At 33.0% G+C, this 22514-nt stretch carries 14 protein-coding genes and 1 pseudogene; 8 read left to right on the top strand and 7 right to left on the bottom strand.

Translation table 11 applies throughout. The annotated features are described in order from the left end of the window. Positions 1 to 1047: 1047 nt before the first annotated feature. A complete protein-coding gene (locus ETSB_RS04350) occupies positions 1048 to 2049 on the bottom strand; it encodes a DnaJ C-terminal domain-containing protein (RefSeq protein ID WP_044107610.1) in 1002 nt (333 codons plus the stop codon). Between the two features lie 1321 nt (positions 2050 to 3370). Between ETSB_RS04350 and ETSB_RS04355 the strand changes: the two genes are divergently transcribed. Next, positions 3371 to 5242: a phosphodiester glycosidase family protein gene (locus ETSB_RS04355; protein ID WP_044106525.1), complete on the top strand. Its 1872-nt coding sequence runs from the start codon at positions 3371 to 3373 to the stop codon at positions 5240 to 5242. Positions 5243 to 6193: 951 nt separating this feature from the next. Here ETSB_RS04355 and ETSB_RS04360 read toward each other — a convergent pair. Then, positions 6194 to 6565 (bottom strand): phasin family protein, encoded by a 372-nt coding sequence (locus tag ETSB_RS04360; RefSeq protein WP_044106528.1) that lies wholly within the window; start codon positions 6563 to 6565, stop codon positions 6194 to 6196. A gap of 556 nt (positions 6566 to 7121) precedes the next feature. On the opposite strand from ETSB_RS04360, the gene ETSB_RS10860 reads away from it, so the two are divergent. Together ETSB_RS10860 and ETSB_RS10865 are read left to right on the top strand one after the other, a co-directional pair. Then, on the top strand, positions 7122 to 7289 hold the full coding sequence (locus ETSB_RS10860; RefSeq protein WP_408643689.1) for a hypothetical protein: 168 nt from the start codon (positions 7122 to 7124) through the stop codon (positions 7287 to 7289). 164 nt (positions 7290 to 7453) lie between these two features. After that, entirely contained in the window at positions 7454 to 7804 is a 351-nt protein-coding gene (locus tag ETSB_RS10865; protein WP_408643690.1) for a hypothetical protein, read from the top strand. 1018 nt (positions 7805 to 8822) lie between these two features. Here ETSB_RS10865 and carA read toward each other — a convergent pair. Beyond that, the gene (gene carA / locus ETSB_RS04370) at positions 8823 to 9965 is read right to left on the bottom strand and encodes a glutamine-hydrolyzing carbamoyl-phosphate synthase small subunit (protein WP_044107612.1); all 1143 of its coding nucleotides are present in this window, start codon (positions 9963 to 9965) and stop codon (positions 8823 to 8825) included. Positions 9966 to 10166: 201 nt separating this feature from the next. Here carA and ETSB_RS04375 point away from each other — a divergent pair, with 201 nt between their 5' ends. Both ETSB_RS04375 and ETSB_RS04380 read left to right on the top strand, forming a co-directional pair. Continuing rightward, positions 10167 to 11063: a helix-turn-helix domain-containing protein gene (locus ETSB_RS04375; RefSeq protein WP_044106529.1), complete on the top strand. Its 897-nt coding sequence runs from the start codon at positions 10167 to 10169 to the stop codon at positions 11061 to 11063. A 1746-nt stretch (positions 11064 to 12809) separates the two neighbouring features. Beyond that, positions 12810 to 13199, top strand: a complete 390-nt coding sequence (locus tag ETSB_RS04380; RefSeq protein WP_044106531.1) for a DUF1823 family protein — start codon at positions 12810 to 12812, stop codon at positions 13197 to 13199. Positions 13200 to 13226: 27 nt separating this feature from the next. Here ETSB_RS04380 and ETSB_RS08860 read toward each other — a convergent pair whose 3' ends face one another. From ETSB_RS08860 to purE, 3 genes are all read right to left on the bottom strand, one after another. Beyond that, positions 13227 to 13592, bottom strand: a complete 366-nt coding sequence (locus tag ETSB_RS08860; RefSeq protein ID WP_084220188.1) for a CbiX/SirB N-terminal domain-containing protein — start codon at positions 13590 to 13592, stop codon at positions 13227 to 13229. Positions 13593 to 14583: 991 nt separating this feature from the next. After that, positions 14584 to 15393, bottom strand: a complete 810-nt coding sequence (locus ETSB_RS04390; protein ID WP_044106533.1) for a tetratricopeptide repeat protein — start codon at positions 15391 to 15393, stop codon at positions 14584 to 14586. A gap of 32 nt (positions 15394 to 15425) precedes the next feature. Further along, complete coding sequence (gene purE / locus ETSB_RS04395; protein ID WP_044106535.1) at positions 15426 to 15959, bottom strand: 5-(carboxyamino)imidazole ribonucleotide mutase; 534 nt, start codon at positions 15957 to 15959, stop codon at positions 15426 to 15428. Between the two features lie 168 nt (positions 15960 to 16127). Between purE and nagA the strand changes: the two genes are divergently transcribed. After that, positions 16128 to 17294, top strand: coding sequence for an N-acetylglucosamine-6-phosphate deacetylase (gene nagA, locus ETSB_RS04400; RefSeq protein WP_044106536.1), 1167 nt, complete (start codon positions 16128 to 16130; stop codon positions 17292 to 17294). A 65-nt stretch (positions 17295 to 17359) separates the two neighbouring features. Here nagA and ETSB_RS04405 read toward each other — a convergent pair whose 3' ends face one another. After that, on the bottom strand, positions 17360 to 18043 hold the full coding sequence (locus tag ETSB_RS04405) for a PHP domain-containing protein (protein WP_044106538.1): 684 nt from the start codon (positions 18041 to 18043) through the stop codon (positions 17360 to 17362). Positions 18044 to 18268: 225 nt separating this feature from the next. Here ETSB_RS04405 and ETSB_RS09245 point away from each other — a divergent pair. Both ETSB_RS09245 and ETSB_RS04410 read left to right on the top strand, forming a co-directional pair. Beyond that, positions 18269 to 18618: pseudogene (locus ETSB_RS09245) on the top strand (allophycocyanin subunit beta); the annotation flags it as partial. A gap of 1421 nt (positions 18619 to 20039) precedes the next feature. Continuing rightward, positions 20040 to 21824 carry a glycosyltransferase family 39 protein gene (locus ETSB_RS04410; RefSeq protein ID WP_044106540.1) on the top strand — a complete coding sequence of 595 codons (1785 nt, stop codon included), beginning with the start codon at positions 20040 to 20042 and terminating at the stop codon, positions 21822 to 21824. The last annotated feature ends 690 nt before the right edge of the window (positions 21825 to 22514 follow it).

Genomic DNA, 22514 nt, shown 5'->3' on the forward strand with positions numbered 1-22514 from the left:
AAATAAAGTAATTTTTATAAATAAATATGATTTGGCTAAGATAGTTAAATAAAGTAATTTTTATAAATAAATATGATTTGGCTAAGATAGTTAAATAAAGTTATTATCAATGAACAAAGTAGTTGCGCCCAAAAATATTATTTTCACCCTACTTAATAATGTTTTTATTTATGATTCCAATACATTGGAATCATAAATAAAATTAGGGTCCTTGCTATCAGCTTAGATAAAGAATCACTGAACAGCAATTAGAATTTGTGTCAGGAAGGTTAAAACACTTTGGTTAAAGCTTTTGGAGAAGATGTAGTTATTTGAAATATAATGAATGCCATTAGTTTGATTAAAGACAATTTAAATAGCTAATTCAACTCATTGATGTTCTACTAGACCTAGATTAGGCTAAAAAAATTATGACGGGATCTGGCTAAGATAAATGAGTTGTATTATTTAACTGAAAACGGAACTACTTCAAAAATAGATATAAGTACTTTCTGATAAACCTTTTAGCGATTTTTTTGGGGATAAGTTTACATATAAAGTTCATCAGAAATATTAATGATGATTATTTAAATAGAAAACTTGTATTACACTTCTAAAAAATACTAGATTTTAGAAAAAAAAAGCTATAGATAAACATAAATATTGAGAAAAAAAATAGTTTACGACAAAAATTAAGCACAGTCATATTATGCTTTATTTCTGTCGTAAACTATTTTTGACAATCAAAGTTGGGATTGTTATATCTATGTCAATGACATTAGTTTGTAGATGTCTCAATATTGTATTTACACTCATCTTGACGTGGTAGTAATTAATAGTTCAAATGATTTCAAATTTTGTCTCAATATTTATCTCACAGAGCAAATTTTAAGTTCAAGTAAGGATAAACTTAAAAGTAAAAGAGGAAATTAATCAAGATTAACAATTGATATACATAAACCTTCTAAAGTCCATAAAGGACGGTTGACTTATTTTATCAACAGCTCAATTATTCATCTTTACTCAAAAGTGAGTGGAGGCTCAATCATTAAGTTTATTTTGTCTCTGTTAAAGACTTACTGTTTTTAAATGACTACGTGGATCATATGCACGACTAGCACTAATTTTCTGATAAAGTTCTCGTTCTGTTTCTGTTATGCTTTGAGGGGTGTTAATCACAATTTTGACTAGTTGGTCTCCTCGTCCATCTTTAGGATGAACCCAACCCTTACCCCGAAGGCGCAAAGATTGGCCTGAACGAATTCCTGAAGGAACTCTTACTGTTACTACTCCATCAGGGGTAGGAACCTCAATGGAAGTACCTAATATCGCTTCATCAGGTGTAATAGGAACTTCACATATTAGGTGCTCACCTTCAAATTGAAAAAACGGATGGGATATTAATTCAATTTTGAGGTACAAATCTCCTCGTTGCTGATTAGAAGGATTAATAAAACCTTTACCTCGGACTCTTACCCGACTCCCCGTTTTTGCTCCGGCTGGAATACGAACATCAAGAACTTCATTGCCTAAATTGAAGCGTTTTTGTACACCTCTAAAAGCTTCAGAAAAAGTTAAATGCAGGGTTGCTGTTCGATCAGTCGCAGGAGGTTGAGCTCCAAAACCACCTGTATCAGAAAAGCCACTAAAATCACTGTATTCAGGCTGTCTTCCAGTGGTAGTTCTATAACTGTAACCTCCTGTCGTTGACCCACTTGTTGAGGCAAAACGACCTAATAATTCATTAATAAATTCATCAAAGTTACCATATTGGCTAAAATTAAAGCCACTAACGTCAACACCACTCTGACCACTAGTCCAACTCCCTTGATTTGCCTGTTGCCAGTATTGACCGAATTGATCGTATTTCTGACGTTTTTCCTTATCTGATAGAATTTCGTAAGCTTCGCTAATTTCTTTAAATTTTTCTTCCGCTTGTTGATTTGCAGGATTTCTGTCAGGATGATATTTCACAGCTAACTTACGGAAAGCTTTTTTTATTTCTTCCACGCTAGCGTTTTTATTAACTCCTAAGATAGCGTAATAATCTTTGTAGTCAGTTGAAGCCATTAACATAAACCTCCTAGCTGGTAACAAAAAAATAATTTGAAATTTAATATTGAATAATCTTATCCTTCTAAATCTAAATTAACAAAGCCGTCAAGTCTATTTTGTTCGGTTCTCCCCGATAAGGGAGAGAGGATTTTCCCTACCACTACATTTTAGCAAGTCTATCTTGTAAGACAGGGAAATATTATACTGGTATATTATTGATATTTCTACAATAATCAGGGTTGGAATTGAGCGCTCACGGCTTTGATTACTTTCTAAGCAAAGTTCAAGAAGGGTACTTTCTCAAGTCTATAGGGTACCATTAAATTCTATATCACAGGCAAATTTTATCATTTTTTTCTGTTTTTTTCTAAAAAAATTGATAGTATCACAAACAACTATAGCAGTATTTATTAACAAAAATTAACTTGATATGGTAAAAGATACTAGTATATTAGTCCTTTAATTATTTAGATAATATTAATTGTTTGCTTTCTAGTAGTATGGTCAGCGAAATTAATGGAAATTAGAAATTAGTTTAATTAAACTATATTCTCTACTTCGTAAATGACTATATTTAAATACTTGAATCGAAGTTTAGCTGACTTACTTTTTTAAAAGTTGACGCTAGGGGAGTAATACAGTGTAAAAATTAGTGGATAAAATTATTGACTACTTGCCATCTTTGATTGAGATTTACTTTATTGTAGTCAGAAACTGATTTTTTTAGCATTCCATCAATTTGTCTACACTGTAGTTCTTGATGAAATCTACAAAATGGATAGTTTAAAAAACTTTACCGAATTTATGATGATAAAAATATACTGAACTTTGACATAGTACTATTGAACAATAGTGTTAATACTAAAAAATATTAGAAACATAGATAATTGCTAATTAATAATTTTAAACAAATAACAATATTATTGTATTTTACTTTTATAAAAGTAACTCTTAAAGTATTACTATTTATTTACTTAAAATAGATAGTAATTATCTTCAAATAAGGATATTATAAGGTATATATTAAAGGAATAATAGAGTGTACTATCGCAGTATAATGTACTAAAAACTGCTAACAATAATTTAGTAATAGTATGATAAAAATTTTAGTCTAACTCCAATATAAAAAGTTAACACAACAAATTTTACTTGATATTTTATTGTCAAACAGTTTCTAAGACTAATAACCAATTTATTCCTAAAATATAATAACAGTCACTAAGAGTTCAACTTATTCTTATAGAATTTATCAAAGAAATTGACTTACGGTATATTGTTCTATGTTAAGTTTATATCCAAAACCTAAAATTAAATAAACCTGTGTGAGAACGGATCTGTGAAACGAGTACAGTGGACTCCTCTGAGCCTTTATGGGTTTTCCCTAGTGTCAACTTTGTTAATTTATTGGTTAATTGCTGGAAAATTTGATAAAAATTTCCAATATACTCTTTTCCCTAAACCTTTACCTGTCGAGGCTTCTGATAAGTTGCAACAAGGACAAGAAATTTATCTTAATGGGAAACTATTTAATATTCCTTGGAGCCAGTGGAATCAAGGAAATGAGCAACGGATAGGAATCAGTGACACTGGAGCGATGAATTTATTAGGAATAGAACTTCTGAGCACAAGCAAACCGAATCTACAGCCTGTTAGATGGTTTTCTAGCGATTACCTCCAGGTTTTTCCTGTTACAGCGCGATTTATTGCTCCCTATCGGTATTTAGATGTGACTGACTTAATGAAATTAACGGCAGGAACTTTGCAAGTGAGGGATAACTTCCTAGAGATTACCTTGCCACCAGCGCGCATTGGTAATATACGAGAAGGAAACCACACCTGGGGTAAGCGCATTGTAGTGGATGTTGATCGTCCGACCGTTTGGCAGGTTAGTCAAACCAAGGGAAAAGGAGTAGTGATGATTTCAGGGACTACTAATGTCTCTCCCTCTGCTCAAACGCCAACTAGACTACCTCTAACTCAGGGGAATTGGAGTGATCTTCATGAAGATGATCTCGGTAGCGATGTTTCTACACCTATCAATCCTCAACTTTTCTCTCTAGAAAATAGTGGAAAAATCACAAAAGTTCACATCAATTTACCCACAGCCCATAGTTTAAGTGTTTTTAGTATTTCTAACCCCCATCGTATTGTCATCGATGTCCGCCCTGATGCCAAGATACCAAAACAAATTGCTTGGACAAAGGATATTACTTGGCGACAACAGTTAGTGAAACTGCAGAGAGACATTTTTCCGGTTAATTGGTTAGAGATCGATACGAGATCATCTAAAATTGCCCTAAGACCTATCACAACATATTCTGATCGACAAGAAGGGACAGTTTCCTTAGTGACTATGGCTAAGGAGTGGAAAGCATCAGCAGCTATCAATGGGGGTTTCTTCAATCGCAACAATAAGTTACCCCTGGGGGCAATTCGATCACAGACTCGTTGGTTATCCAGTCCTATTTTAGGTCGGGGTGCGATCGCCTGGAATGATCAAGGACAAATAAAAATCGGTCGTCTCAGTCTTCAAGAGACTTTAATGACTAGTAAAGGACAACGCATTCCTGTCCTGTCTCTTAACAGTGGTTATGTCCAAGCAGGAATAGCTCGTTACACCTCCGAATGGGGACCTAAATATATCCCTATGTCGGATAACGAAACAGTTATTTTCATACAAAATAATAGAGTCACTGACCAAATAAAAGCCGAAAAAGCAGGTCAAATTTCTTTTCTTATCCCCCCTAATGGCTGCTTGTTGATCATTCGTAAAAATGCTGTATCTGCTGATGCGTTGCAGCTGGGGACAAGGGTTCAGATTGAAAACACCACAATTCCTGCCGATTTTAATACTTATCCTAATATGCTTGGGGCCGGTCCATTATTAATTAGTAATAATCGTATCGTGGTCAACGGAACCTTAGAAAAGTTTAGCAAGGGATTTCAGCAACAAGAAGCCTCTCGTAGTGCTATTGGCGTAACAGACCAAGGAAAAATTATGTTAGTGGCTGTTCATAACCGTGTTGGGGGACGGGGAGCGAATTTGGAAGAAATGGCACAAATTATGCAAGCGTTAGGCGCGGTCAATGCGTTAAACCTAGATGGAGGAAGTTCAACCTCTTTAAGTTTAGGAGGACAATTAATTGATCGTTCTCCTGTTACCGCGGCACGGGTTCATAATGGGATAGGAGTTTTTGTTAGTCCATAGTTTACAGCCGTCAAAGATTTATGGTATATGATAACCTTAGGGGTATAAGTCTTACGTCCCAATGAATTTTAAAGTCGGTGGATAAAAACATAAAATACAACATCAAAAGTTGAGTAACTATCAGTGTTATGTTCATTTTTAGTATCACAAGTTGGATGTAATCTAAATTTTAAAAAAAGGTCAATTTAGAAGAAGTGTTGTCTCAATTTTAGCTAAAACAGTAGAATTCGATAGAAGAATCTCAAGGAAGGAATAAATTGGGCTTTTAATTATAGTGCAGAATTATAGCGAATAAAGAAGAGAAATTATCTAAATTTGAGATAAAAGGGTAGAACTATACTCAGAAAAGGATAGCCAAAAGATGAAAATAATTCTTAATAACTCTCAAAATAAATTTTGCTCTTTTCTTCTTAAATGTATTTAACCTATCTCTTCTTTTTTAAAACCTTATGTAGTTGTTGACTATTGATAAGTTTTTTCATTTATCTTTTGCTGAGAGCTTTTCGAAATATTTTATATCTTTTGTCTTATAAGTTTCTTTGCTTCCACTACCCAGAAAAACTCATAATTATTCTCTTCCTTGAATAATTAATATGAAAATTGTTTGTTAAATTGTATTTTCTAATAGTTTTACTCAATTTTAAATTTATTTAGTTTTCCATACTCTTACTTAACTCTGTACTTTATTTTTCAAGAAGTTAAAAGAGCTTTAATTAGTTTAAACAAAGTACTTCTGGACTCTAACTTGTAAAAACACCCTCAAACAAAGAAGTAAAGATGACATCAGTTAATCATAATTTTTAAGACCAACTGAAATAACACACTTTTGGGTCTATTTGCGGCTATTACCTGTAAACCTGCGACATACATCATGATACTAAAGTTATTGAGAGTAATTTTTTTTCTTAAAGTATTCATCAATTAACCTTAACTATCTCAATAGTAAGTGGCTTATTTGCGTTTCAAACGCCGTAATTCTTCTTGTAAAAGATCTACTTGATCTCGCAGTTCATCCCTATTGTTAGATTTTAAGTTTTTAGAGGTCTCTTCCTCTTCGGTAATGATTTCAATTAATCGAGGTTCTTTATCAGAGAGAGATTGAGATGAGTCTTCGGTTTTTTTCTGCGCTTGCTGCACCAAATCATCAACATACTTACGGGCTTCCTCAGCGGTTATCTCCCCTCGCGCAACCATTTTATCGGCCAGTGTTTGGGCTTGTTCCTCCAACTCAGTTAGAGCCATGCGAGCTTTCTCATTTGCATAAGACGCTAGACCTATTCCCAGATAAAACGCTTTTTGAATTAAACTACGAAAATTAGCCATGATTAAAAATTCTGTCCTCATAACTTAAGCAACATTTTCATCTCTCAGTATAGTCATCTCTCAGTATAGTCATCTCTCAGTATAGTCATCTCTCAGTATAGTCATCTCTCGACTGAATGAATCCAAGGAAAGATAATTTGCTCTCAATTGAAGATTCCAAAGATAAACTCTGAAGTCATCAGAATTCACTAATAACTATCTACCTTTACAATTATTAACTTCTATAACAAAACTTCTTAAGCTTTATTTAAAGTTTAGGTAGATTAAACTGATCACCCGCTTAAAGACTAAAATCTACTATATGATGCTGTTTGTAACGCTCGTAGAAATTCAAGAGAAAAACTTTGGTTTTAAAGAAAGGTAACTGTTGTTTGGTTAGGACTGCTTGGGTCTTCTGCATGCAACTGAAATATTAGCAAAAACTGCAATAAAAACCTATTTATTTGAACCTAAATTAGACAACGCTAAACCCTGAAATGAAGCTGTTCCTTTATGTGTAGTAGACGAACTTGACCTATCCTCAGAAATTATTGATCTTCGAGTGAGAAAAAGAAAAATGATCTACCCGTCTAATGTTACCGTCGATATCAATACTGAACTGGATAATGAATATGTTGGGATGCATCGTTGGGAAATTCTATACCGGTTATTACTTGACCGCGCTACATCATCAGGGGCGCATTTGGTTAACGGAACGGTATATCAACTCAATCTTTCTACCTAAATAACACCAATCTTTATGTCCCTCACTATGCCGAACACTCTAACGGCAATACTCAAGAAAACAAGTTAGTGATTAATGCAGAAGATTATAATTATGTGATCGCTTTTCAAGAACGCATTTGTCTCCCCTGAAACAAAATAGCTTACTACGCAGATCTCGCTTAGATGTATGCTGATAACGATATTTCCCCTGACTTCTATGTTTGTGGTTTCCATGAATACGATTATTTAGAGGTGAATATAGAGATAATAAAGGTTAATAAGTCTATTATTAAGAATTTACAATTTGTTATTCATCAGCATGCTTCTTTTAGCTTAAAAAGAGAAAAAATCATTAAAGTCAAAGCTTATCTTATGTCCAAACATCCTTGTACTCGTTGCTTTGTACATCTTTTGGCTTTAGTAGATGATGCTGCAGGAACTGTTACTCAGTTTTCTGGAGAAGGTATTGATTCAGCTGCTGAATCTGCTCGTACGTGTACCAAAACTATTGTAGAAGTAAGTAATGTGAGTTAAGCTATTTTTAGCAAGAATAAGTAAAAATCTATCTCAAACGATAAAACTAGAAGTATGGCATGACTTAACTTACCTTGTTCTTATTTTTAGTATTCTAAAACGGTTCTTCTACCGTTCAGATACATCCCGCAAGGCTTTTGTTGAAATGTGTGCTAATAAAGATGTTCAGGATATAACTTTTTAGCGTTATCTCTACAAAACTGTAGTTTTGTCCAGTGCTTTAGTATAGATAAAAATTATTGGGAGTTTATCACTGAGTTACTCTTTAGCTTCTTAACAACTATTTATCAACCTTAGTTGGACTTTCAGAGTGAGCAATGCTCACTCTATTTTTTTGTTGAAAGATACTTGACAGAAGAAAAATATGACGATTTCAGACTATCATTATGACTTAATGATAGTTTCAGAATTTAATAACTACTAATTTATCATAGCAAACAGAAAGGTTATTGAAATTATTTAGGTATGGTTACAAACGTTTTAATTAGTTAGCTATGGAACAAGTTCAAAATGAGTAAAAAGCGGGGAAATGATACCCTGATTGAAATTATAAAAAAACGAAACTTAATTTAATTGTATTTACCCCTGTATGGTAAGTTGGTTATCTATGATAATTCTAGGAATAAATCTCGATTAATAGCTGAATATCCATTTTAACAACCAGCAATTATTTGCCAATTTCCTATCTGACAACAAATAATAAGAGAAAATTATGGTTAAACAACAATTATAAAAATAATCTGACTAAATCGATACCAATGTAAAATAAGGAATTTCAGAAGCCGTTGTAGAAACACTGAAAAATTAGTAGAATTTATTAACCTTCTCAAAAACATCAAATCTCTTTCCATTAACTGACGAACAAATTACACCACTACAAGAAATAGAAGATAACTAAATTTTCTTGATTCCCCACGCCTTTCATATTCCTGTAAACGACAATAAAAGTCGAGTAAATCAAGAAAAATATTTAAGGATCGACAACCATTTACTCCTAATAATCACTCAACCTATATTCTTAGTTTTGATTATCGCGTATTAATCTAACAAACTTTTCGAATAAATAATCTGCATCGTGGGGTCCAGGACTTGCTTCAGGATGGTATTGAACCGAAAAAAGGGATAAACTTTTATGCGATAAACCTGCTACAGTTTGATCATTCAAATTAAGATGAGTAACTTCTATATTAGCATCTAAGGACTTTGCTCTCACGGCAAAACCATGATTTTGACTTGTAATTTCTACCTGTTGATTTAATCCACAAGGTTGATTTAATCCCCGATGACCAAACTTTAATTTAAAGGTTTTTGCTCCTAAAGATAATCCTAAAATTTGGTGTCCCATACAAATTCCAAAAATAGGTTTTCCCGCTTTAATTAATGCTTTGGTAACTTCGATCCCTTCTTCAACTGCTGAGGGATCACCAGGTCCATTAGACAAGAAAATTCCGTCGGGATTATACTTTAAAATCTCTTCAGGGGACATATTGGCTGGAACTACAATAACCCGACAACCATAACTAGTTAAACGACGGAGAATATTTCGTTTGATCCCAAAATCAATAGCTACTACCGTTAAAGTATTTCTTGAAACTTCTTTATTCCTCAGACGAAACTCCCAAATAGGATCGGTCGCAATAGACCACTCATAGACCTCTTTGGTGGTTACTTCCCTGACTAAATTTAAACCAGCCATCTTGGGAGTTAATTGAGCTTGACGTAGTAATTCTGTTGGTTCGAGAATTTCTGTGGAAATTGCTCCATTAATTGTCCCTAATGAACGTATTTTACGAGTTAAGGCACGGGTATCGATGCCATAAATTCCAATAATTTTGTGGCGATTTAAATAATCAGGGAGAGATTCAGTAGATCGCCAGTTACTCGGACGATAGGTTATATTGCGCGCAATAACCCCTTTAACCTGTGGACAAGAGGATTCCTCATCATCAGAGTTAGTTCCCGTATTCCCCAACTCAGGGTAAGTAAAGGTGACAATTTGACCACAGTAACTCGGATCGGTCAAAACCTCTTGATAGCCAGTCATTCCTGTATTAAAAACTACCTCTCCTAAAGTAGTTCCCCTTGCGCCAAATGACCATCCCTCAAAAGAAGTTCCGTCTACTAACATCAATAGGGCTGGTGTCGTCTTTGCTATTGCCATAATCATTAAATTTTTGATACTGAAAATAGGTGAAACCCAACGGTGAGCGATAAACTGGATTAGGTAATCTATGTGAAAATACCTAATTATCTAGTCATCTGTTGAGACACGTCCATCCCTAGGATACAACCGATGATCTTACCAGATATGATTCGGCATGTTAGGGTGAAGTCAAACTGCCAAAAAGGTAGCTAGAATCCTATGAGTCCCAAGAAACTGAACGACGACGATAAGCAAGAAATTCTTAAGCTTTATCGCCAAACACCAGAAACTACATCTACTTTAGCTGATCGTTACGGGGTCAGTAGCTCTACTATTAGCCGTTTTCTCAAAAGTTATTTGTCAGAGTCAGAGTATGAAGAATTAATTCAACAAAAACGTTTAGCACGGACGGCTAAGTCTGAGTTGCCATCTACACAAACTTATACTAAACCTGTGTTGGTGATATCAGAGAGTCAATCAGAGTATCCAAGCCCAAATATTGAGGGTGAACTTGTGCTGGTGACCTCAAAGCGTCAATTAGAGTTATCTTCAATAGAGACTAGTACTAAACAGCCCCTTATCCTAGCAAAGTATCAGGCATCAAAATATGCTCAACATTTAGACAAAAATAACGAAGAAGACGATCTTGAAGTGGTCGATGTTATTGCTCTTGGCGAAATGATTGGGGAAGATTTATCAGATGGAATTGATGATGATGAAGACTTAGAGGATGAAGATTGGGATGAGGGAGAAGAAGAAAATTATGATCAGTCTTTAGCTCAAGATGGTGATGTTAAAGTCTTACCTTTATCATCTGCTATTTTTCCTAAAACCTGTTATTTAGTGATTGATCGCTCGGCTGAATTAATTGCGCGTCCTCTTAAAGAATTCGCTCATTTAGGTCAAATTCCAACCGAAGAAGTGCAACAAAAAACTTTACCAGTATTTGATAATCATCAAGGAGCGCGTCGCTTTTCCAATCGCTTCCAACGAGTGATTAAGGTTCCTGATGGTCGTCTTTTGTACAAGAGTTGTCCCCATTTATACGCTAAAGGAATTACTCGTTTGTTGATGGACGGACAAATTTATTCTATAGAATCTAAATATGACAATTAAGCCAATATTAATGTTTATAAATCAATTTATTATTTTAATTCTTTTAGCTAAAGAAATATTCTGATTGTAGTCATTTTATCTACTAGTTTCAAAACTAGTGGTTATGTTTGACTGTAGAATTAACTAGTAAAATGTCAGCTTAAAAAAATTAGTAGTTGATAATTGGCAAAGTTTATGAATCCAGAAGCTATCCATTAAATTAACTTAAATTTATTATCAATCCCATCTACTATTCTTTTAATTGTTCCCAGGTGAGAATAGACAGTAATTTACCAAATTTAATACCTGATGATCCACAAATTTTTGGATAGAATAAATAACTTTTTTTATGGTCCCAATTAGCTAATTGTAATAATCCTATTCCTCAGTTTTATTTTTCTCTTAATTAGAGTGCTATTAAAAATAGCACTGGTGATTTTATTACACACTTGATTTAATTCTGCTTTTTATTTTTAACTAGTATTTTAAAGCTGTTTAGCTTCTTATTTAGGTTTCAGTATTTATTGTTTTATTTACAATTATCAAACTAAATATTTTATAAATATTTCTATTTATTATTTACGTAACTTATTTTTTAAAATTTAAGTAATAAACTATAGAATATTTATTTTATGAATATATTTTTATCTGTAAGAACTCATCATTTGACAAAGCTGTTTATCTTAAAATAGATGGCTTTATATATAAATTTTGTTTTATAGTTTATTTATTTTTCTGATAAAGCTTCTTAGTAACTGGATGAGAATAGATACAAGTAATAGATTGATTTATTGAAAAATAGATTGATCTATTATTTTCAAATTTAAAATACTATTTATTATAATTATTTAATATTGCCCATTTATTTTACCTTAAAAACCTAGATCTCGCCCTGGTTTAACTAAATAAAATATCCAAGGTAACAAGGGTAAAAAAGAGCGACTTACCGTCTAGTTTTAATTCTATAGACTCGACCAATCGATGAAAATAGCTATCGACTTTAAATAACAAATACTCTTTTTTTATAAATTACAAACAACCATTTTTTTTCAAAAACGGGGATTGAAAAAGTACTAATACTGCCGGAGTGTAGGCAATTTCAATATAATTCTTTACCCTAAACCCTATTTTTGTACTGTGTATCCCCAGAATCAAGAGATAAATCTTACTTCCATGCTTATTATAACAACTAACTTATTACCTCAAATAGAATTACTAATAACTTCAGTTCTCTTTTCTACTGCTGAGACAATAATGATTCCTTCAGTTAAAGCGACTATAATCTTTAAAATCGTCTGTTTTGTTAGTTTTTTTTGGGGTTATAACTTGAAAAATTAAAGAGAATAAGATAGAGATTGGAGCAAAGTGACAAGCTAAGACAATACCTGCTTAAATATGTTTAATAAGAGATGAAAACGGATATTTAGGAGAAGTTACACTAGGTAGTAATCAGCACCCTAGATGTTATGATGATTCTAGAAACGGCAAAAAAATAAGTTAGGTTCAACTTTCGATGTTTTGGCAGTATTGTATGGACAAGCAGGTAAAGATGTCCGTTATAAAAATCGCAAAAACATCAACAGTTAACATTAAGCCGATTTCCCAATTTAGAAGATGATTATATGGGAAAATTTTATAAACCCAAGTGGGAAACAATTCTAACTAAAGGTAAGTTTTGGTTTTGTGAGATTTTCATGGGATAATGATTTAGTCTGTTACCCCATACAACTTTTAACAGCTTACTGTTGATATCTGAACGTAAAGCCAATGACCACTCAGTTACCTCCTCTCAACACCGATACCATATGGGCAATTCTTAATGAAGAAATCGATGACGCAATCGTTAACCAGTTAGTTTGGTACTATCTAGGCTATCGTTATGATCAATCTCGTCAAATTTGGGATAATACTCAAGTTGCTGAAGACTGGCAAAAAGATTATCCAGATCCCCCAGATTTTGTTGAAAATCGACCTCCTATTGTTAGGCTGACTCGTTCTATTCCTAAAGAAAATAAACAATTACTTAAAAAAAAGTTAGGATTTAAAGGCTATAAAATTGGCGAATTTGGACCTAAACAAACCCGCCGTGCTACTATGGCAAACTGGTTGCTGAGTTATTTAACAAGTCAAACCTGCAGTGAACAGGTATTAGAATAACTCTCTATATGTTATTTTTACTATTTCCTAGGGAACTTGCCAGATTTTCTCATGACCACTATCATCTCCATCAAAATTTATATGATGATAGTGGTCATGAGAATGATTGTGTGCGACGGGAGTGATTCGGAATTTACACATCTGAGTCTGTCTTAGTTGACTTTTAAATTCCCGTTGGCGAATTATAAAAAATAATTCCGGAGCCAATCCAATTCCGGGAAAATCAAGAATCTCAATATCGGAATACTGTTCTTGTAGTTGAGCACAAATATCAAAAATTTTCTTAACCAATGTCCCTTTAAACAGAAAATGAGGAATTACTATGATGTGTTTAGGATGATAGAGTCTTGCTCGTTCACACCCTTGTTCTACACGGGTATGAGTAATCCCAATAAAACAGGTTTAAACTGAGCGATAATGACTTTATTCCCATAATAAACGGGAAAATTTACACATATTACTATTAGCATTAGGATTACTCGAACCTCTACCAACAATAAGTAATACAGTGCCTTCGTGGGCAATAGTCTTTCTATCAATTTTAGCTAAGCGTGAGCGCCATAGATCTAACAGCAGGGGAGTATGACCAAAATGTCGGACATAGTGAAATCTTAAAAAGGGGTAACGTTTGATGAGTGTTCGTTGTCATAACCACTTTCTTTTAATCTTATCAAAGGTAGCCGATTTTTATCCCCTTTGATTGACTAGTAATTAAGAGTCTAGTTATATTAATAATGAACACATCTTGAAAATTAAAGTTGTGGGATTGGATGGGAAAATACTTGTGTCGTTAGTCACGATTAAAACTCTTAAATGGAATTTTCTCCTTTTTCTTTTTTAGTCAGAAGTGTTCAATATTTGGGTTAAGTTTCGGAGAAAATGTTCCTAAAAGTTACATATTCAGAGTTAAACCTCAATATAAGCTTTCTAAAAACATAAAGCTATCGCTAGAAATAAAAAGTAGAAATTTAATGAAATAGAAGATATTTTAGTTTCTTTACTTAGTGTTGATTTATTAAATTCTAATATTCATAATTAAATAATTGATATTAAAATATAATCTCATAATAGTTTGATAGCGCGGACTGTTTTTTTCCAATACAAATTGATAAGCCTGTTAATTAATTTAATTAAGTAATGAAGTTAAATGAAATATTAACCTTATAGGTAAAACTTCAAGGATTGATGATACAGGTTTATAAAAAGACTCATAATAATGTCTACTTAAGTAGATTGATTTGCTATTTTGATTACAGTGTACAAATATCGAGTTTTACAGGTTAAATTTAAGTGTTAATCCTGGAATATTTTACGCTCTATTTCATTTAATTGATAACATGATTTAAATCTAAAATAGCATCAAGCAAATGACATCAACTTTACGTCACTTTAGATTTAAAAATTTATCTAAAGCTGTTATCATACGCGGCGGCCAACGACGAACTTTTATTACCCAATTTAAGTCTTGATAACGGTTATCCATTCCTACTGTTGCCACCCAATTACTCTCCGCTTCCCCTTGCTTTCCTAACTCCCATAAAATAGCTGTCAATGCTGCTCGCGTATCGGGAAACATAGGATACTTTCGTACAATATTTTTCATTTGTTTTAAGGCTTCTTTCGTGTTTTCCAATTGATACAATGCTAAAGTAACATTGGCTTTAGCAAAGGTAAAATCAGGATCAATTTTGACAGCTGTCTGGTAGTCTTTTAATGCTTGTTCCCAGTTGCCTAAACCTCCTTGGGCATTCCCTCTATTATTGTAAGCCATAGCATCATTGGGAGTAATTTCTAAGACTCGATTATAGTTTATAATTGCCTCTTGATATTTTCCTTGTCCTTCTAAGGCTGTCCCTCGATTAAGATAAAGAGCGGGCTCATTAGGAGTCAATTCAACAGCCTTATTAAAGTCTGCAATTGCTTTATCTAATTGATTCTGACTAACACGGATATTTCCCCTATTACTCCATACTGCTGAATTCCTAGGAAATTTTTCAATTAATTGAGTCCAATAGGCTTCGGCTTGTATAAAATCTTCTTTTTTAGTTGCTTCAAAAGCTTTTTTAGTGATTCCCTCCCCCCATTCTAATTGCTCTTGAGTAATTAGAATGGGGGTTTCTTGGGCCAAAATTGCGGGAACAGTCCCAAACCAAAGTAAGAGCATCCCTAACAGACTTAGTATTGTGCGGATCATTGGAGGTTTATATTGATAGTGTTTTTTACCTATTATGACTGTTCCATTTTTTTCAAATAGTCTTCATAGCCTAGCTGTTTGAGTTCTTCTTGCTTATCGATAACCATTTGTGTCAAATTTTGTCGATATTCTTGGATTTGTTTTAGTAGTTTAGAATCATGAGATGCTAGAATTTGAACTGCCAGTAGTCCAGCATTTTCGGCGTTTCCAATAGCAACAGTCGCAACAGGAATACCTCTAGGCATTTGCACAATGGAATAAAGAGAATCTACCCCCTGTAAATAATTGGTCACTATAGGAACGCCAATAACAGGGAGGGGAGTTAAAGAAGCTACCATTCCTGGTAAGTGGGCTGCTCCTCCTGCTCCTGCAATGATCACTTGTATTCCCTGTTTATGCGCAGTCTGGGCATAGTCTACCATTACTTTTGGTGTACGATGAGCAGACACAATCGTAACCTCACAAGAAACGGCAAAGTCTTGACAAACGATGATCGCACTTTTCATGGTTGGTAAATCGGAATCACTTCCCATAATTATGCCTACACGCGAAGAAGAGTTGGTCATGATAGTTTATCAGGTATACTTCGACAGAGTTATTCTAACAATGAAAAGCTATCTAGATATGGAAACTCGGTAATAATGGACCTATTGATTAAGCTAAGTTTTTTGGTGGAGTTATGATTCTAGTCCATTCATAAAATCTAATAAAAAAAAGTAATTTAGAACAAAACAATGCTAAAAAATATTAGAATCATTAATGCTAAAATATCTGGTTATGAAGAAAGTCAACAAGTTTCTATTAATTCCCAAGGTATTATCCAAAACATCTCATCAATGAGAACAGGGTTTAAATCTATCCAAAATGAAACGATTTTAGATTTAAAAGAAGATGATTTATCATTAGGCGGCATAGACTTACAAATTAATGGAGGACTAGGATTACCCTTTCCTGAAATCAAAGAAAAAGATTTGCCTATGTTACAAAAAATTTGTGATTTTTTATGGCAAGAAGGAATTGATGGATTCTGTCCCACAATTGTCACAACATCAGTTAAAAATATCCAAAGATCTCTTTCTGTAATTGATAAATTTATAAGCCAACAAGTTATAAAACCTGAAGAGACAGCAAAAATATTAGGGGTCCACTTAGAAGGACCCTTTTTAAACCCTAAAAAAAAAGGAGCACACCCTGAACAATATCTATTAATACCTAGTGTGGAAGCAGCAAAACTAATTTTGGGAGATTATGCTCATCGTGTCAAGATAATGACCTTAGCTCCTGAATTGGACTCAACTGATAAAGTAATTCCTTATTTAAAATGCCAAGGAATTATTGTTAGTTTAGGACATTCTCAAGCTACAGACAAAGAAGCTAAAAAAGCTTTCGAATTAGGCGCATCAATGGTAACACATGCTTACAATGCTATGCCACCTTTACACCATCGTAACTCAGGCTTATTAGGAGAAGCGATAATTAATAAAAATGTTTATTGCGGATTAATTGCTGATGGTCGACACGTCTGTCCAACTATGATAGAAATTCTACTGAAATCAAGTCATTATGAGCAGGGAGTTTTTCTAGTTAGTGACGCTCTATCTCCTATTGGTTTAGGAGATGGAATCTATCCTTGGGATGAGCGAAAAATTAAAGTTGAACAAGGAACTGCAAGTTTAACAAATGGAACATTATCAGGAACAACTTTACCCTTGTTTTCCGGATTAGAAAACTTAGTGAAATGGGGAATATGTGAAGTAGAAACTGCAATTTCTCTAGGAACAGAATCTCCTAGAAAAGCTATTAATTTACCTGGAATTTCTATAGGACAGCCAGCCCATCTATTGCGTTGGCATTGGGATGAAATAAGTCGTATTTTAAATTGGGAAAGATTAAACAAGTAATAATGAGAGGCTAAAGTCAATAGTGAAAGTTTCTCCTTCTTGTTTTCCGGTTTGTACGTCTTAAACTAAATCCGTCGAAGCAAACTCAACCCATGGGTGTCAGTTCCACAGGTTTTGAATAACCCATGGATTTTACTTAAAGCTAATACTTGTTCCGTTTGTTTTGGACTAGTCATCCAAGGTTTAGGATTACCATAGGCATAAAAAGCCTCCACTCCATCAATGCCTAAATCAGCACAGACGCGAATAAGCTCACCTGCAGAACGATTATAACGAGCAGGATGGGCTAGGACAGCTAAACCACCAGCTTGATGAAAAGCGTTTATAACCTGATGAGCTGAAGCCCAAAGGTCTTTGGGATGAGTCCCTCGGAGATAAGGCTGCATCAAACTGTGTTGCGGATCAAAACCATAGCCTAAAATATGAACTTCAGTATCAAGTAGATTAGCAGTAATTTCAACCCCAGTCCAAAGATGAGGTAAAAGTTTGTGAGGATAGTGTTGGCGAGTTTCATTAATCCAGTTTTGCGCCACTTGGTAACCATTGATAGAGTGGTGGTCAGTAATTGCCATCCCCCTAAGACCGAGAACCACTGCTTGTTCTATTAAAATCTGGGGTTTTAATTGTCCATCAGAGTGAACAGTGTGCATGTGGAAGTTATAATCATAAGGGCAACTTTCTCGGTGCAGAGCCTGCCAAACCTTTTTAAGAGCCTCGGTATCTTGCGCTGATGCTTGAACTGATAACATAAATACAACTATAGTCGGTGTTTTTACTGTAAAAATATTACAAATTGTTACATCTAGGATAACAACCCTTTGCTTAAAGAGTTAAAAACTAAGTGTGTAGTTTATTTAAACTGATAAGATTCCCAACTCAAGCCTATTTTCTAAATAAAATATTAAAAATCATCAAGTAGATATCACTAGAAAGAACACAATGTTCCAACTAGGTAAGATTACTAGGCAACATATGCTGCTAGTGTCATTAGTGCCAATACTATTGCGATCATTAAAAAATGATAGCTAAGTCATTGTTGCACTCCGATGTCACTTATCTTGGTGGCAATATGTACGTCATTCGTCGTTATACGGCTTTTATCCGTCGTGATATTGACTACTATCTCCGCTACTTCACTTATGCAATGTTAGGTGGCGATTGTTTTATATTTGATGAGCTGCTTCTCAACGGGTTGAAAGAAACTTATAATTCTTTAGGTATGTCCATCGCTAGCACTATTCAAGCAATGAGATAAATTACTGCTGATTTAATTAATATTGAGGCTGGTGAAAAAATGAGTGTTTGTTTACCACATTTACTCTAAACGATTAGGTCCTTGAAAGCCTTTTTCTTGAAAATTATTTGATTAATTCTAGGATAATTTCACCTATGCAAATGCTTAAAGTGACAGTCTGTGTTCTTATATAAAATTAGAGTCAGACTTAACGCGAATCATAGAATACCTAATTTACTAAGTTAATTTTCTACTATAGGTTGGTTTTGGGAACAACAGCATATTCATTATTAAAAACAGACAGTAGAATTGTAAAGTTAAAATTAGCCACTGATAAGGAAAGGGCTAATAAAAGTCTACTATGATGGTAAATAGTTATTAATTAAAAGCCATTTACTAATCAATGTTAACAAGTTATGGTTTAAGATTGTAATTGACTAACGTTGATTCAATGTAAACAAGTAAAAAGTTTAGTTTATATGTAGACCAAGAATAGCTTATTAATTAGACACTCAACTTAGTTGAGCATTAGAAATCATTATTAAAAACAATTAATACTTTATTATAGATAGAATCTTTTATATTTAAAACACATAATTAATCGTCATAATTAGCTAAACTCTTCTTGCAATAAGTAGCATAACTAATTTTATGATTTATCCTGATTTTACTTAAAAATGTCATTGTCGAATAATTCATAATAATAAATATATATTAGAGAGGTTATTTAGTTAATACTATTTAACAAGTTTAAAATCCAGTCTAAACTTGTTAAATAGTATTCTAATCAAAAAAAATATTTGCTCTCCTAAGAAGGACCATCACAAAAATAGAAAAAAGTTCAATCTATTTTTTGTAAAAATTAAGATAATTTCTTATATTTATAACTAAAAGATAAGTTGAACATTCTTTGGGTAAGACCAAATCATAGAAAGTCTATTCCTAAGTAGAATTATTTTCTGCCAAGAGAAAAATAAATAACATAAAATTATATAATAAACACAAATATTTAATATAAATATAACTATAGAATAGAAAAAAGTTAAAATTATTTATAAATTTATTTTATTTAACATATTGATTGATGTAATTTAAGTTATTAAATTGCTGTTTAATACAAAAAATAATTAAATAAGATAGAAATCAGTACTACTACAATAAACTTAGATATTCAATATTAAATAATTTAATTTTTGCTTATTTTATATAATTTATAAAATAAATGTAGGATTACAAGCCTTAAAAACCAGATCTAATTACGTAAAATAATTTATATTCTTTATACTAACTAACGTAATCACTGAGATATATTTTATAATACTGTAAATTTTATTAGAATTGTAGAGAGCATTCACTTTTGTTTCAATTATAAAAAAATACTATTGTTAATAATAATTTTTAAAAAAGTTATAATTTTTCTCCCGATCTCTCAATCCCTCACGATCCTCTCCAATTTTCCCAAGAGATGACAAGATGAGTTATTTTATGGAAAGTTGGTTGTAAGGTAATCCGTGTTTAAAATGCAATTGTCTCAACGTTGGGTTGATCAGTTACCGAGATCAGCGGACTGGTTGTTATTGGGGTTATGGGTGGTTATTGGGTCCATTCTTAGGTTTACCAGATTAACTGCTAAGCCCCCTTGGACAGATGAATTTGCTACGATGGTGTTTAGTTTGGGAAATGATTTCACCTCAGTTCCCCTTAATCAGGTAATTTCGATTGATGCTTTATTACAACCCCTAAAATTTAATCCCAATGCAAACATTGGAGATGTTGTCTCATTACTTTTAGAAAAAGATAACCATCCTCCTCTGTATTTTGTGTTGGTACATTTATGGGTGAAATTATTTCCCCCACTGGGAGAATACGTAGATATTTGGGTAGTGCGATCACTTTCTGCTTTATTGGGAATATTATCTATTCCAGCAATTTATTTTTTAGGAAAAATTGCTTTCCGTTCTCGACGAGTAGGACAAATTAGTGCGGCTTTAATGGCAGTCTCTCCCTATGGTATTTTTCTTGCACAAGAAGCTCGTCACTACACATTGGCAATTCTTTTTGTAATTACTTCTTTGACTTATTTTACATTTTCAATAAATATTTTTTTTTCAAAAAAAATATTATCTTTATGGTTAGTTGCGACTTGGATATTTATTAATGGAATTGGCTTGTCAGTTCACTATTTTTTCGGAATAACTTTATTAGCGGAAGGAATAACGGTAATATTTTTAATTTATCGTCATTATCAGCAAAAAAAGGATAACCTGTTTTTTACTTCACGAAATTTTATTCGTATTATGTTGGTTTTTCTAGGAGCAATTTCGACCGGATTAACTTGGATGGCGGTTATTATTCCTAAAGGATATGGGAATGGCATGATTACCTGGGTTCATCCAATTAAACATATTTTATATATGATTAGTCCTCCATTCCAACTGTTAGCAGTTTGGATTCCCATGGTATCTTTACTGCCCGTTGAATCTTCTTCCATAGCCATTGTTATTTTATCGAGTTTAATCTTATTACTCTTTTTTATTTGGTTCATTCCTTATATACAAAAAGGAATACAAGAAGTATTAAAGTATTCAGACTGTAACCTATCAACAAAGGGGTTAATAGTATTTATTCTTAGTGCAATCGCTATTTTTTTAGGAATAACTTATGTTATCGGATTGGACATTACTCGTGGTGCACGATACAGTTTTGTTTATTATCCAGCTGTAATCGTTTTAGTTGCTGTAAGTCTTGCTATTTTTTGGAATAAATCTAATTTTGATAATTCAATTCTTAAAGTAAAATATCAAATATTATTTAATCCTACTTATCTGTTAACGATTGTCTATAATAAACTCAATAGCAACGGACAATTCGCTGTTTATGCTGTTTGGTTCATGGGATTTATAGGAGCGATTACGGTATTAGTTAATTTAGGATATCAAAAGTATTATCTTCCTGATCGTTTAATTTCAGTCATTAAAGACACGGCTTCTAGCCCAGTTTTGATTGCGACAACTCATAGAAATCTAGTCCAAACAGGGGAAACTATGGGAATTGCTCTAGAACTACAACGACGTTTAGAACTGCAAGATACTTTATTTTTGTTATCTCATAAAGAACAATCGGAATATTCTGAAGCAACAGAAAATTTAAAACAAGTAGTTAGTCAAATTTCCTACCCTATTGAAGTTTGGACAGTTAATTTCCAGGCTCCCATTGACTTAAAACAATGTTTTGTTGATCAACAAAAATTTCCTCAAGTTAATGGTTATAGTTATCAAAGATATACTTGTAAATGATTACTATTAAAAGTCTACTACATATATTGAGAAAATAAATGTAGTGGACTTTGTTAATCCCAATTTATTCCTAGCGTCGAAATGCTTCAAGTAATAGGGTAATAGTAAAACGGATTGTTCCCATTGCATTAGCTGGATTTTGATGGGTTAAACAAACTTTTGAGTATATTTTTTGTTTAAGTAAATATTAACAATTTTTGCAGTTTCTCTTCAATTTTTTTTACTCCTACAATGGCTAATAATGATTTTATTTGTATGACACGTAGTACTACTTTCTTTAATATTTTTTTATATATTCGAGGCGGCGTTTCAATTTTAATCAGAGGACACCATCTCATATAAACTTTTTATTAAGTTTGAGCTTGATAGAATTTTATGTGGGTTAACCATCATTTACAAATGTAGACGATTGAGTCCAACCCAATAAAATATATTCCTCTTTACTAAAGGTTTGACTCAATTGGACAATTCTCTTATGTACTCTCTATACATCTTCAAACACTATCTAAATTTTTTCATCATGAATAAATAAAAACGTCTCTGGTATCTTCTATTTTTATAATTGAGTAACGGAAGTTGAAGAGATTCATGGGTAAGTACTTAGCATAAGTTTAAAAGTTTTATTGCTTTAGAACAGCAATGATTCATTGATTAGCCTAATCTATTTAGTTGAACTTTTGGTTATTAAAA

It is taken from the genome of cyanobacterium endosymbiont of Epithemia turgida isolate EtSB Lake Yunoko (assembly GCF_000829235.1).
In the GTDB taxonomy this organism is placed as follows: Bacteria; Cyanobacteriota; Cyanobacteriia; order Cyanobacteriales; family Microcystaceae; genus Rippkaea.